Below are 13062 nucleotides of genomic sequence, written 5' to 3' on the forward strand. Positions count from 1 at the left end.
GATTTAGAATAAACGGCGTCATTAGACGCCGATTCCGGATTAGCGGTTTTCTAGATCGCTTTTGATTTTACTTACTTCAGATAGACAGTCAGGGCTACGGTTCATTCATGGATGTTTCTCAAATCGAAGATTACTATCATCGCTCACTGACCGAAGTGGGAAAAGCGCTCATGGGTCAGGAAGATTTGGTGGAAGGAGTTTTGATTGCCTTATTTTGTGAAGGAAATGTACTGATCGAGGGTGTCCCCGGACTTGGTAAAACTCTCCTCGTGAACGCCCTCAGTCGTGCTTTATCTTGTCAGTTTAAACGTATTCAGTTCACACCTGATTTAATGCCTTCGGATATTACCGGGCATTCCGTGTACGACATGCATGAGAAAACTTTCACGTTCAACCAGGGGCCCTTGTTTACCAATCTGCTTCTGGCAGATGAAGTCAATCGCGCTCCTGCCAAAACACAGTCTGCGCTTCTGGAAGCGATGCAGGAACGGCAGGTATCCGTCGATGGAAATACATATCAGTTGGAACGTCCTTTTCTGACGATTGCCACTCAGAATCCTTTGGAACAGGAAGGAACGTATCCCCTGCCGGAGGCACAACTGGACCGGTTCATGTTCAAACTCATCGTGGACTATCCGACACAGGACCAGGAAAACGAGATCCTTAATTTGTATGCTAGCGGTAAAGATAATCGCAATCTCGATAGTTTTGGTATCGAGCCAGTTCTTAACATGGAAACAATTTTGGCCATACAGAAACGTGCGACAGAAATTATTGTAGAGCCTTCGATCATTCAATACATCACATCAATTGTCTCGCGTACGAGAGGCTGGCATACAATTGAAGTGGGAGCCAGTCCACGTGCCAGTGTGAACCTGCTGATTGGAACACGTGTGTTGGCTGCGTGCCGGGGACGAGATTTTGTTGTTCCCGATGATGTCAAAGAGCTGTCGTTACCTGTGATTCGCCATCGAATTCGTCTGCATCCCGAAGCGGAAATTGAGGGCATTGATGTCGATGATGTTATCCGGGAAATTCTGGAGAGTGTCGAGGCCCCTCGCCAATGATGCCACGTCTTTCACTTTTGTTTTTGTTTGCGACTGCCATCATCCCGTTTGCACTGGCAACCGTCTGGCCTATGGCAGAGCAAGTGGGCATTTTGATTTGTCTGGGAGCATTCCTGCTGGCATTGGTCGACCTGGTCATCACGCCTTCATTACTGGCAATTGAAGTTCATCGTGATGTCAATGAAGTGCTTAGTGTTGGAACGGCTAACAGTGTGAAGCTCTGGTTTACGAATCGAGGCTCGGTTCCCTTGAAGATTAATGTACACGATGAGCCGCCGACTCCCTGTCATTACACTGATCTGCCATTTGAAATCGAACTGTTTCCGAATAAGCATCAATACAGTATCTATCATGTGGAACCGCATCACAGAGGCAACAATCGGTTTCGTCGCGTTTTTCTGCAAATGAAAAGCCGACTGAAACTATGGACGATTTATGACGAGCGGGATATTCATCAGAACGTCCGCATCTATCCGGATATCAAATCAGTGCATGGTGTTGAGCTATTAGCCCGCCGCAATCGATTGGCGGCAGCAGGAGTGAAACTTTCACGTTTAAGAGGCAGAGGCACCGATTTTGACCGTCTGCGGGAATACCGTCGAGAAGATGAATTTCGTAGCATTGATTGGAAAGCGACCTCGCGCCATCAGCAATTAATAAGTCGTGAATATGTCGTTGAAAAAAATCAGAACATCATTTTTTTGCTCGACTGTGGCCGATCAATGTGTAATGCTGATGAAGGTGTAACACACTTTGATCGCGCCTTAAACGCTGCTATTCTGTTGAGTTATGTGGCACTTCGACAAGGAGACTCCGTTTCACTTTTGGCCTGTTCCAATAAGGTCGAACGTTGGGTTCCTCCAATCAGAGGCGCTGGTTCGATTCAGAAGCTGATCAGGCAGGTTTACGACCTGGAGCCAATCTATGAAGCTTCAGATTATCAACTGATGGCAGAGCAACTCCAAGTGCGCTACCGTAAGCGTTCGCTGGTTGTGGTACTGACACACGCACTTGATGAAGTTCACATGAGTCATCTGGGTGATGCGATTCGACTTATGCGCTGGCCTCATCTGGTACTTGGGGCTTTTTTAAGAAATGTTCCTTTGCAGGAGCGCATGTATTCCATTCCAGAGACAGACCGAGAAGCATTCCAAATTGCGGCAGCCGCCGAGATCGTCTCGACACAATCCTCTCAGATCGCGGCACTGCAACAGTCTGGTTTACTGGTGCTCGATACATTACCCGAAAATCTATCGGTCAATCTCATCAGTCGCTACCTGGATATCAAAGCGCGTCAACTGCTTTAACTTCGAGGTTTTTTCATTAAAAATGGCAGCAGGTCGGTGTGATGTCCGATCATTTTCCATTTGCCGTTCTCTTTACGAAACAAACTTGTCGCGCGAATTTTCACGTTTCGTATCTGTCCTTCTGGTCCTTTGTTTTTACCGATTTCATAGTTGCTCACAATTGCCAGTTCAGGCCCCACAGTGATTCGCATTTCCTGGGGCTCGACTGTTCCCCCCAATTTCATCGCGGCTTGTTTTTCCCAGTCTGCTATGACATGTTTCCAGCCGTGATGAAAGCCTCCATCAGGTCCCATGTAGGTGACATCCTCTTTGTGTGACCATACGTTTTTCATAAGATCTAAGTCTCCGGTAAACATCTGATTGAGGGCAGCATAGAATTGCTTTGCTGCATTACGTACTGCTTTCTTTTCTTGATCCGCAGCAGAGACGGTATTCGCAAAGATGATACTGGTAGCAAAGAATACGATCAGAGCAAGTTGTTTTTTCATTTCAAAATGTCCTCTCTCGTTCAGGCATTGAGTGACTTGTGATCTCTAAAAAGACCTCTTCAGAGCAGATATACATAATATACTATCGTATGTTTTTTATCGAAGATATCAATTACAAGGATTCTAAGTGCTTGGTCTGAATTACAATTGGTGATATTAATTTTGTGAGTATTCTCCCTGTAAATGTGAGATCCAACAGGACTTTATCTTGTGCATATCTATAAATAGCCGATACTTATAAGTACTCACGATTTATAAATTCTCGTGAGACTCAGAATGAGAGCGCCCCGATTTCATTAAGTCTTGTAAGGCCTGCAACTTTTTTCTTTTACTTGGTTCAACACAACGGGTATAATTTAAGTCCGTTGAGTTTATTAAAGCATCTCATTGGAGTTCTCCATGGCAGTCTGTTTAGTCCCCGTAAATCAAGGTCGCCCGATTGTTCTCGACAAGGCGATCATTCTCGTTGGGCGTCATCCAGACTGTGATATCGTCATCTCTGATAGCCCCAAGATTTCTCGAAAACACTGTTGCTTGGCGATTGTGAATGACCGTCCTGTAATTCGTGATTTAGGAAGCATGAATGGGGTTTACGTCAATGGAGAAAAAGTAAACCAGCAGGCGTGGCTTAAACTAAGTGATGAGTTGAAGATTGGCAACGTAACATATCGTCTCGAGAATATTGGCGCAGACGTCCAGAAAAATGATGCCGCTGATAGTGAAAAAAATGGTGATGATGCACCCACGAAAGCACCTTCAGTACAACACTTCAAGAAGCCATCTAAAGACATCGACATTTCGCAACAATTTCCGGTAGCAATTTCCGAGAGTGGCGAGAATGTAAGTATGAACGAAGTTGAGTCCAACGAAAATTTGGAAGGTGAGAAAGAAGCAGACGAAAATTATTCAGACAGCCACAATTTTGAAGGCACTGGCTCAAACGTCGAGTTTATTTCCACTTAGTCTGATACTGTTTCTTGACCGCGGTTCTCCTTTTATCTATCGCGATCTCAACTCAATCAGGTTTTACTTCCATAGTCCTGTTTTTCATTTGAAGTAACAGAGGATGCCAGAACCGGAAGTGGGCAATCATCAATAGAATCAGTAGAGTCACACAACTGATGATCCCTGCAATCAAGAAATACCCCGATTGATAATTCCAGATGACCTGATGTTTTCCAGCAGGAACTTTGACGCCGCGATACATGCCATCAATCAACACAACTTCTGCAGGCTGACCATCGACATATACTTTCCAGCCGGGATAATAGAGATCCGTTAAGATCAAGGTATCCTCAGTGGGAGTTTCCGCTTCGATGATCACTTCATTCGCCCGGTATGTTGAAATACTTGCTGACTGACCTGCTTTCGGTTTAGTCCAGGCGATTCGACCACGGCTACCCTGTAACTCATAAAAATAGAGTGGTTCTTTAAAGCGACCCCAGGCGGGATTGATGACTTTGTCGAAGTCACTCCAGACGGGCTTGACCGGCCATAAATTGAGATCTAGCGGGTGCTGACTGAGAATATGTGTGACTCCTGCTTTCTGCAACCATTCTATCTGATCGGCTGTTGGTCGGTCTTCTTTTTTGAAAGGGAGTGGTTCTGGCATCGCAGTTTGGGGATCGAAATATTGTTCAGGACCAATCCCCAGATAAACGGGTGTCGAAGCAACGCTGATCAAGGTGGGTAAGTTGGCACCAGGGGCAAACAAACGCACGGGTTCACCATACTTCTCACAGATTTTTTTCAGCTCGCTCTGCTCAATCTGATTAATGGGTGGATTGGGAATGATGGCAGCATAAGTGACATAACGACTGACAACCCAGAGATCAGCGATGGTAAATAGACAAACAATGGCAACGGTCAGGAATTTGAGGTTGGTATTCCAGTTTGCCGTCAATCGTTCCAGACTGACCCCTGCAATCACGGCCACGGCGAACGTCGTTACAATTCCATATCGTCCCGGGCCGGTAAAGAAACTGAAACCGGGTAAATGTTTTGTGATTGGCAGGAACCAGCCGGGTGTATAGAGCATAGCCAATAGTCCGATGATGGCCAGCAAAACCAGCCTGGGGTCTCCAGTCCATGCGCGTAGCCACGTTCCGATCACGATCAGAATCACTGCTGCGATTCCGAAATAAAGGTGTGCTTCCACTTGATTGGTCGCATCAGTACCCGGCGCCAACCCCGCATCAAGATTGACTTCATAGGGATACCAGGCCCAGGGCGCAACAATCTGTGAAAAGTACCAGGCAGGAATATGCCCATAACCGGGTTGATGCGATCGTTCACCGACTTCCGCGCGTTGGCTTAATTGTTTTAGCTCCCAGGTTGGCCCCAGTTGCACAGCCGATAGAGCGTATGCTGATATAAAAGCAAGTAGTAGTAAGATGATTGTCCGACGGCGATACGGTTTTAGTTGTTCGGTCGTTTCATCGCGACTGAACCAGATACGCGCCGGGATATAAAAGAGTAACATCAACTGTGTGATGAATGCGAGATTGAAGTGCCCCGGCAAGATCTGCATTGCTAAAGCGAAGCAGAGCAGAATCGGGTAGCGCCAATAACGCGTTTGAAAAAATGATTCCACACACCACAGTGTTAAAGGCAGCCAGGCCCCTCCGATGATGGCCCATTCCAGGCAGATACGTGAGGGAAACCAGCCATAAGTATATACAAGGCCTGCAAACAAAGCCGCGATGAGCGAATATCCCAGACGTTTCACATAGAGTCCCGTAAATACAAACGCCAGGATGTAATGTAGAATCTGGACGAAATTGTAAGCAGTGTTGACGGGCAAAAAACGGTAGGCGAAATAATTGAACGGGTAAAACGCCCCTGTCTGGCTCTCTGCGACTAACGGGAAACCATGTCCGATATTCGAATTCCAGAGCGGGAATTCGCCGGCCTGCAAGCGGTCGGCAAAGAAGGTTTTTTGTGGAAAGAAATAGGTATAGAGATCCCCGCCAATCAAACCACCGCCTGCCCAGAGCCCTTGCCAGAAGATCCATGTCAAACCGACAGCAGAGACTAAAACAACGCCGGCAAACAAAGAGGCACTGGGGGGAGAAGACTTTTCAGGTCGAACCCACTTGGTTTTCTTTTTCGAGGAACGGCTCAAGTGATGGACCTTGTGTAGACGAATCAGAGTGCAGCGAAAATACAAAGAGTATTCTAAGCTGCTTGATATGATGTCTCAATACACAAGGCAGGAGATCTTACTCGCCAAATACGCGATTCAGACGATCTCGGTGATAGGCCAACCGCTGTTCAGAAGTCATAGCAGCAAAGTTGGGCGGTTCATTTGCAGTTTCTGCTGACTTTGTCTGACCCGTTTTGCGGGAAGAGTTTGCAGCGGGTTTGCCATTCTTCTTTTGTGCTGGAAAGCTAAAGGTTTTGCTATCTTCTCCACCATAGCTCATCACGGCGGTCTGGTAGGTCAGATCGACATCTAAGCTGCGTGTCGGCTTGATACCTAGTTCTTGCAGCACGCCATGATAGGCTTTGACGGCTTCAACCGGTTGGATTTTACCTTCAACCAGGTAACGTAAGAACTGGATGAATGCCAATTGGTGCTCAGCCTGGTTGATCTTTCGACCAAATAACGCAACACGCCCGCCATATTTCTGGGCGTCGTGGATGAGTTGGAACGCGTCTAAAGTTGTGCCCGCCGAGCCTCCCAGAATTCCTACAATCAGATGCGGATCGTAGGCCACCAGTTCTTCCATGGCCTGTGGACCATGATACACCATTTTAAGAAAGACAGGACGTCCTGCAGAGGCAACACCTGCCAGGGTCCGGGCAATCAAGTCATTGATAAACCCAGGGGCGACATCAGCCGCGACTGCGTTACTAATATTAGGGTCAAAGATTTCCAGGAAGTGACGGAATTTTTTACGCTCGGCTTCTTCACGAAATTCTTTATAACGTTCAATTGTAGCCAGATCTTCTTCAAGATTATTGTTGAAGGTGACAGAGTATAATCCGAGGTCAGCCCCGTAGGCTCGCTCTTCCGGTTTACAGTCCAGGTGCCCGCATTGAATGTGGTCCAGACTGGCGGAACGGAACGGCTTAGCAGGCGGGATATGTAGTTTTCCACCACGAGGTACATGCACATCAGTGGTATCATTGGCACGTGCCGCGGGTGTGATGGGTGAATTATCAAATAAACGTTCGTCAATCGTCAACTTTTCGCTGGTACTGGCAGACATCAAAACGATGTCCACTACTTCCTGCTGAATCACTTCACGAATCTGTTGTCGATATTCCGCCAGCGTTTTGTATTTGAGTTCCTGATCATGCCGCTCTGGAGACAAGCCGGGTGCACCGATGCCAAACGCCATATCAGCATCTTTGGCATCCGCGATGATAAACTCTTTCGAGCCGCTGGGATCAGCGTGAATCGATTGAAGTTTTCGATCAAGTGATTTTTCCATCAGACAATCATTTCAATGTCAAAACGTAGCTTTAATGGGAACGCAATCAGGATTTAAGAATCATAGACGAGTTGTTGATCAGCCGAGAACTTTATCAACGGTTTCTCTCAACACTTTCCCAGACTGAGTGAGGGCCATTTGTTCTTTCGGCCAAAGTTCAATCTCCAAGTGTTGTACAACTCCGGAGCGTCCCATTACTGTGGGGACGGAAATACAGACATCTCTGAGACCAAAGGCGCCATCCTGAAGTGAAGAAACAGGCAGAATGCGGCGTTGATCAAGGGCAATGCAATGCACGACATCAGCGATGCTGACGCCAACCGCAAACCCGGCTCCCCCTTTTTTCTTAATGACTTCCGCTCCACTACCCCGTGTTTTCTTTTCGACTTCGGCAATCAGAGCAGGGTTAGCTCCAGGGAATTTATCCAGGGGTAATCCACCCACTTGAGCGGCTGACCAGATGGGAACCATGCTGTCACCGTGTTCGCCAAGAATCAGAGTGGAAACCTGAGTCGGAGGAACATCCAGACGTGCAGCCAACATGCTGCGTAGTCGGGTTGTATCTAAAACCGTTCCGAGGCCAATCACCTGTTGAGGTGGCAGTCCCAGTTCTTTCATGGCCAGATAAGTCAGAACATCAACTGGATTTGATACAACAAAGACAATCGCTCCCGGTTTCGTCCCCACACGTTTGACGTCAGCCAGAATGTTTTTGAACAATTCGACGTTTCGGTTGATCAAATCGAGACGGCTTTCATCAGGCTTGCGACGTAAACCAGCGGTGATCACGATCACGTCACTGTCTTTTACAAGCTCAGTACCACCGGCATAAATTTTCTGATCGGCGGTTAAGGAACTACCATGCAATAAGTCGAGTGCCTGACCTTCTACCAGATCCTGATTCACGTCAACTAATGCGATTTCTCGAACGATACCACCGGCCTGTAATGCGAAGGCGGCACAGGAGCCAACGAGACCGCCGCCGCCAATAATACTTACATTCATGATCGATTCTTTTCTTTATGATTATGTGATGTGAGTTCTATCACAGAGTAGTTTAAATAAGATTATTGTCCCAGTGCAGACATGACCTGCTCTGTAATCGCTTTGACCAGTTGCTCAGAGTGGTTGCCATTATTAGTGGGAGTCGGTTGTGTAGATGGTTTCTGCAAGTATCCCGGATAGCTGGGGGCAGGCTCGAATGCCGTTTGCTGTGGGATTCCCTCTTTGTATCCATCGCGAAACGCACTGTTACCACACAAGTCGCAGTCTTCAACGTGGAAACGAGGATCATCGAATCCGAGTTTCTGCTTGAGTTCAAGCAGTTCACGGGTTTCTGTTTCGGTAAAGTAATTGATGCGTCCCATTTGCTTGGACAAGAGTAAGATCTTACAGTAAGCATCCAGAATTTCGGTTTTCCAGTAAGCATCTTCCAGAGATTTACCAAAGGTGACGGTTCCGTGTCCGGTCAGAATAATTGTGTTCGTGCCCCCTTTGAGGAACGGTACAACTGTGTCGGCAAATTTCTGACCGCCGGGTGTTTCGTAAGGCGCCATCGGAACTTCACCCATGAAGACTTCGACTTCGGGAAGTACACATTGTGGAATCGGTTCACGAGCAACAGCAAACGCAGTCGCGTGAGGTGGGTGGCAGTGCACAACGGCTTTGACGTCAGGGCGTTCTTTCATGATTGCCAGGTGTAACAGAATTTCGCTGGTTCGCTTACGTGTTCCGGCAATTTGGTTTCCATCTAAATCGACGGCACAAATATCTTCCGGTTTCATGAAGCCTTTGCAGATCATGGTCGGCGAACAGAGGACTTCATTTTCTCCGACACGTATGGAGATGTTTCCATCATTGGCTGCAGCAAATCCTTTATTATAAACGCGACGTCCGATTTCGCAGATTTCTTCTTTCAGGTTTCGGTCGTGAATTCCACTGTTCCATTGATTTGACATTGTCTCAACTCCAAACGTTAAATAAAAAATTTGTGTTTCAGTAATAGTGATTCGATTAATAAACTTCGATCTGATCCAAAATCGCTGACACATATGCGTCAATCGGTTTTACATCAGGATGAAAAGGAGCCGATGCTTCTGCACCTTCGCTCACAGCAATCTGGCTGCCAGAGGAAGCCCCTAACTCATCGTAAATAACAAAAGGTTCTGTTTTCTTTTTCTTATTTGAGTTGAGTTCATCTGTCTTTAAAGGAGTCGCAATCAGCCATCGGGCACCGTCCAGACTGGGATGCTTGCGTGAAAGCGTCACTTTTCCGATCACTTCTGCGATTTTCATGGTTCATTTCCTTTAGCAGGTTAACTTCCCTCAGTGGGATTGCCTGCGTTGACAAACGTCTTAACTAAATTTCTCAGCTCGATAAACGATTTCTGTTCTGGATTCACACAAATCAGATTTGGGCTCATTTGCGTGATGACGGTTCGTAAATGGTTTACATCCTGAACGGCGGCTGCTCGAATTTTCTGATTTCGATTCGCCAGACAGGCTGCTTTCTCTGCGGCTTCGGCAAACAGAACCACGCCTGTTGCATCGGCTCGACAAATACTGCTGATTGTCTCTTTAACGGCTTCTTCCAGTGAAGAACTCAACTCCTGTGACCAACGTGAATTGGTCTGTTGTTCGATTTTTGCCAGTGCATTCTCAACGACAGCTGAATGAGAGAGCACAATGGCCCGCCATGGTGCGCCCTGCCCTTTTGAGGGAGACACGACCGATGTGGGACGATGGACACTCACTTGAAACTCGCGCAGATAATCTTTCGCAGAAGGAGTCAAAAGTGATCCTGCTGCAATACCAATGGCAGTTTGTCCTTTTGTCTTTTCTGCTAATAAATCTGCAGTGATGACTTTCTCGGTCAAAACAATTGAAGAGTCAGCTATGGAAACAGGTGGTACATTTCCCGTTGCTTGCCTGTCATTGCCCTGCTGGGAAAGGACCGACAAAACATTGTCGACAACCTGATTAACCAACTCTTCAGAAAACTGCATCAGTTTCAAATTAACTCTATTCTTAAATTTTTCATTAACGATCGATGACACCCAGAGTCGCCCAGCGAATGGGGGTGTTCTTCACGCCCACCATCTCTCTGACAGCAGCCCCATCAGAGGTCAGCAGTACGGTATCTCCTTTGCCGCACCCCAGTTCATCGATTACCAACTCAGGAAAACCCTCCGCGTTGCCTTTAATGTCGAGAGTTTGAACCAGCAATAAGCGCCATCCATCCAAACTGGGATGTTTGGATGTTGCGGTTGCTCGTCCGATCACTCGACCTGTCAACATAAGATTTTAATTCCTGAGATCGTTTTGATTTTGATTAACAGAATTTCGATTCTGCTAACGTTGCTCAATTAAATAATTCGTAAGTGTCCCACTGTGGTGGAACGTCGGAAACGAGTGAATGTTAGTGGGTTTGTAACCCCTTCACCGGTGGGAGTGGCAATGCTGAATGAAGCATATCCTTCTCCCCCGTTACCTAAAGCGGCTCCACAAGGACCGTTCTGGACAAACAGTGTAGTGTCCATGATGCGGCCCATCTTCGTAATCACTTCAATGTTTCGTGAATGGATCATACTGGTGTGTCGGAACCCGTGCTCGAATTCTTTGGCCAGTTCAATTCCGTGGTCTGCGTTGCGGCAGCGAACGAATGGTACGAAAGGCATCATTTGCTCTTCCGGTACGAATGGGTTGTTCGTGTCAGTTTCGCCGTAAAGAAGCTCTGTTCCTGCTGGAACACTAACGCCAATCATGCCGGCCAAGACCGAGGCGTCTTTCCCAATCAGATCACGATTGAGAACAGCGTGCCCTCCTGGTTCTTTCGGAGGCGAGAATGCCAGAGCAGTAAGTTGCGCGACCTGCTGGGAATTGAGTTGATAGCCACCATGCCGTCCCATGGCAGACATCAACTCGTTAAAGATGCTCTCAACAGCAAAGACTTCTTTTTCGCCGATGCAAAGTAAATTGTTATCGTAGGCGGCTCCAATGATGATCGATTTCGCAGCATTGTCGAGATCTGCTGTTTCGTCAACAACAACAGGTGGGTTACCAGGTCCGGCAACAATCGCTCGCTTCTTGGCACCCAAAGCAGCACGAGCCACTCCCGGACCACCGGTTACACATAAGAGTGGAATTCCCCGATGGTTAAAGATTTCATCTGCCGTTTCCAGTGTTGGATTTTCCAGGATCGTGACCAGATTTTGCAAACCGGTTGCCTGGTAGATGGCCTTATTAAAACGTCGGACCCCTTCACAGGCAATTTTTGCTCCGCCCGGGTGTGGATTCACAACCAGCGTATTACCTGAAGCAACCATATTGATAAAGTTACAGGCCAGAGTTGGCAAGGAATGCGTGACAGGAGTAATCGCACCAATTACACCAAAGGGAGCGAACTCCGTCAGACTGACTCCGTTATCGCCGGAAACGGATTCGGTCTTCATAAATTCCATGCCGGGAATGTCTTTGATGAGGTGTAGTTTTTCGATCTTATGATCCAGGCGACCAATTTTTGTCTCTTCGAGTTCGAGACGACCCAATTCATCGGCCTGGGTGTCACAAATCTGACGCACAATTTCGAGTGCCTTGGCCCGGTCTTCCAGAGAGGCATTTAACAGTTGTTTTTGTCCTTCGGTTGCCGCGGCGACAGCCTGGTCAACGCAATTGAAGACACCCCAGTCACCATTTTGATGCGCTGCGGGCGAAGCGGAACCGTAACCGCCTCGATTGTTGAGTTGTGATAACACTTCCTGTACGACACTTCGAATGGCATCTTCTGTCGCCTGCATAATAGGTTTCTCCCGGAGCAGATCAGTTTTGAGCTTGAAAACTCAAGACGACTGTCTCAGTTATTAAAATTTCAGTTTTGGTTTTCCAGGTTATAGTTTTCCATCTGGTTGCGAATCCATCCGTCGAGTTTTGATTTCGTTGGTACTGAGGCAATCATTGCCAGTAATAAAATGGCAACCGGCACAAAGCCCAGTGGCTGGTTTTCTGCCATTACGGCGACAAGATTGAGAAAGGCGGCACCTTCCAGTAACGCCATTCCAATTATTAGACGCGTTAAGAATATCTGGTAGAATTTTCCCAGCATCTCTTCTTCATCTTCGTTGCCTTCTGCTTTGGCAGTTTGCATGGCTTGTTTAAACTGGTTACGGGCCATCATGTCTGGTACAAAAAATCTGAGGACCAGCATCAATGCTGCTATGCCTATCCCTCCGTACGTGATGACCGGTAAATCGTCGCCGGGAGCCCCTTTGAGGCCAATCATAATGACCACAATTCCAAATGTAACCACACCCATGATGAGCGCAATCCAGATGACCATCATGGTCATGCGCATTTGCTGCAAATTGGCTTGTGGTAACTGGCTGGACATGGAATGCTTCCGATTCAGATCGTTTTATTTCTCTTTTGAGTTAAAAATTTCATTCGCACCAATGTGGACTTGATCAACAATGCCAACAATGGCGGCATCGATGGGCAGTGTTTTCGTCTCTGGTGTGAAGCGAGCCGATGACCCTTGCACACACAGTACGACTTCACCCTGCCCTGCTCCGACTGTGTCCACAACGACAAACGAGCGTCCCGTTGGAGTCAGATCGCTTTGGTCTTTTTCGTTAACCCGCAACGGTTCGACAATGAACAGCGACTGTCCTACCATTGTCTCAACTTTCTGCGACGAAACGATGCTACCGGTAATTCGTCCTATAAACATCGAACCAACTCCTCAAAATCCTAAAAGGATGGCAGT

14 protein-coding genes are annotated in these 13062 nt (G+C 47.2%); 3 read left to right on the forward strand and 11 right to left on the reverse strand.

Features of this window, described 5'->3' with window-relative positions; genetic code table 11:
* Positions 1-107: 107 nt before the first annotated feature.
* Both V144x_RS05495 and V144x_RS05500 read left to right on the forward strand, forming a co-directional pair.
* Positions 108-1067 (forward strand): AAA family ATPase, encoded by a 960-nt coding sequence (locus V144x_RS05495; protein WP_144982548.1) that lies wholly within the window; start codon positions 108-110, stop codon positions 1065-1067.
* Positions 1064-2374, forward strand: coding sequence for a DUF58 domain-containing protein (locus V144x_RS05500; RefSeq protein ID WP_144982551.1), 1311 nt, complete (start codon positions 1064-1066; stop codon positions 2372-2374). The genes V144x_RS05495 and V144x_RS05500 overlap by 4 nt, the downstream gene beginning before the upstream one ends.
* Here the strand turns inward: V144x_RS05500 and V144x_RS05505 are convergent.
* Positions 2371-2862, reverse strand: a complete 492-nt coding sequence (locus V144x_RS05505; RefSeq protein WP_144982555.1) for a YybH family protein — start codon at positions 2860-2862, stop codon at positions 2371-2373. The genes V144x_RS05500 and V144x_RS05505 overlap by 4 nt on opposite strands.
* A gap of 399 nt (positions 2863-3261) precedes the next feature.
* Here V144x_RS05505 and V144x_RS05510 point away from each other — a divergent pair, with 399 nt between their 5' ends.
* The gene (locus V144x_RS05510) at positions 3262-3825 is read left to right on the forward strand and encodes an FHA domain-containing protein (RefSeq protein WP_144982558.1); all 564 of its coding nucleotides are present in this window, start codon (positions 3262-3264) and stop codon (positions 3823-3825) included.
* Positions 3826-3877: 52 nt separating this feature from the next.
* Here the strand turns inward: V144x_RS05510 and V144x_RS05515 are convergent, their stop codons facing one another.
* From V144x_RS05515 to V144x_RS05560, 10 genes are all read right to left on the reverse strand, one after another.
* Entirely contained in the window at positions 3878-5986 is a 2109-nt protein-coding gene (locus V144x_RS05515; protein WP_144982561.1) for a YfhO family protein, read from the reverse strand.
* A gap of 97 nt (positions 5987-6083) precedes the next feature.
* On the reverse strand, positions 6084-7301 hold the full coding sequence (locus tag V144x_RS05520) for a beta/alpha barrel domain-containing protein (RefSeq protein ID WP_144982564.1): 1218 nt from the start codon (positions 7299-7301) through the stop codon (positions 6084-6086).
* Between the two features lie 78 nt (positions 7302-7379).
* Complete coding sequence (locus V144x_RS05525; RefSeq protein WP_144982567.1) at positions 7380-8306, reverse strand: malate dehydrogenase; 927 nt, start codon at positions 8304-8306, stop codon at positions 7380-7382.
* Between the two features lie 62 nt (positions 8307-8368).
* On the reverse strand, positions 8369-9259 hold the full coding sequence (locus V144x_RS05530) for a class II aldolase/adducin family protein (protein ID WP_144982570.1): 891 nt from the start codon (positions 9257-9259) through the stop codon (positions 8369-8371).
* Positions 9260-9314: 55 nt separating this feature from the next.
* Positions 9315-9596 carry a EutN/CcmL family microcompartment protein gene (locus V144x_RS05535; RefSeq protein ID WP_144982573.1) on the reverse strand — a complete coding sequence of 94 codons (282 nt, stop codon included), beginning with the start codon at positions 9594-9596 and terminating at the stop codon, positions 9315-9317.
* Positions 9597-9616: 20 nt separating this feature from the next.
* Entirely contained in the window at positions 9617-10315 is a 699-nt protein-coding gene (locus tag V144x_RS05540) for a hypothetical protein (protein ID WP_144982576.1), read from the reverse strand.
* A 25-nt stretch (positions 10316-10340) separates the two neighbouring features.
* Complete coding sequence (locus tag V144x_RS05545) at positions 10341-10598, reverse strand: EutN/CcmL family microcompartment protein (protein WP_144982579.1); 258 nt, start codon at positions 10596-10598, stop codon at positions 10341-10343.
* A gap of 68 nt (positions 10599-10666) precedes the next feature.
* Positions 10667-12097, reverse strand: coding sequence for an aldehyde dehydrogenase EutE (locus V144x_RS05550; RefSeq protein ID WP_144982583.1), 1431 nt, complete (start codon positions 12095-12097; stop codon positions 10667-10669).
* A 71-nt stretch (positions 12098-12168) separates the two neighbouring features.
* Positions 12169-12687: a hypothetical protein gene (locus tag V144x_RS05555; protein WP_144982586.1), complete on the reverse strand. Its 519-nt coding sequence runs from the start codon at positions 12685-12687 to the stop codon at positions 12169-12171.
* Positions 12688-12711: 24 nt separating this feature from the next.
* Entirely contained in the window at positions 12712-13026 is a 315-nt protein-coding gene (locus tag V144x_RS05560) for a EutN/CcmL family microcompartment protein (protein ID WP_144982589.1), read from the reverse strand.
* Positions 13027-13062: the final 36 nt, after the last annotated feature.

This window comes from Gimesia aquarii (assembly GCF_007748195.1).
Lineage (GTDB): Bacteria > Planctomycetota > Planctomycetia > Planctomycetales > Planctomycetaceae > Gimesia > Gimesia aquarii.

What these genes read in the sequence shown, in the direction of transcription:
- V144x_RS05500 (WP_144982551.1), top strand. Translation starts at nt 1,064, where the DNA reads ATGATGCCACGTCTTTCACTTTTGTTTTTGTTTGCGACTGCCATCATC.
- V144x_RS05520 (WP_144982564.1), bottom strand. Translation starts at nt 7,301, where the DNA reads ATGGAAAAATCACTTGATCGAAAACTTCAATCGATTCACGCTGATCCC.
- V144x_RS05525 (WP_144982567.1), bottom strand. Translation starts at nt 8,306, where the DNA reads ATGAATGTAAGTATTATTGGCGGCGGCGGTCTCGTTGGCTCCTGTGCC.
- V144x_RS05535 (WP_144982573.1), bottom strand. Translation starts at nt 9,596, where the DNA reads ATGAAAATCGCAGAAGTGATCGGAAAAGTGACGCTTTCACGCAAGCAT.
- V144x_RS05530 (WP_144982570.1), bottom strand. Translation starts at nt 9,259, where the DNA reads ATGTCAAATCAATGGAACAGTGGAATTCACGACCGAAACCTGAAAGAA.
- V144x_RS05495 (WP_144982548.1), top strand. Translation starts at nt 108, where the DNA reads ATGGATGTTTCTCAAATCGAAGATTACTATCATCGCTCACTGACCGAA.
- V144x_RS05505 (WP_144982555.1), bottom strand. Translation starts at nt 2,862, where the DNA reads ATGAAAAAACAACTTGCTCTGATCGTATTCTTTGCTACCAGTATCATC.
- V144x_RS05545 (WP_144982579.1), bottom strand. Translation starts at nt 10,598, where the DNA reads ATGTTGACAGGTCGAGTGATCGGACGAGCAACCGCAACATCCAAACAT.
- V144x_RS05550 (WP_144982583.1), bottom strand. Translation starts at nt 12,097, where the DNA reads ATGCAGGCGACAGAAGATGCCATTCGAAGTGTCGTACAGGAAGTGTTA.
- V144x_RS05555 (WP_144982586.1), bottom strand. Translation starts at nt 12,687, where the DNA reads ATGTCCAGCCAGTTACCACAAGCCAATTTGCAGCAAATGCGCATGACC.
- V144x_RS05510 (WP_144982558.1), top strand. Translation starts at nt 3,262, where the DNA reads ATGGCAGTCTGTTTAGTCCCCGTAAATCAAGGTCGCCCGATTGTTCTC.
- V144x_RS05560 (WP_144982589.1), bottom strand. Translation starts at nt 13,026, where the DNA reads ATGTTTATAGGACGAATTACCGGTAGCATCGTTTCGTCGCAGAAAGTT.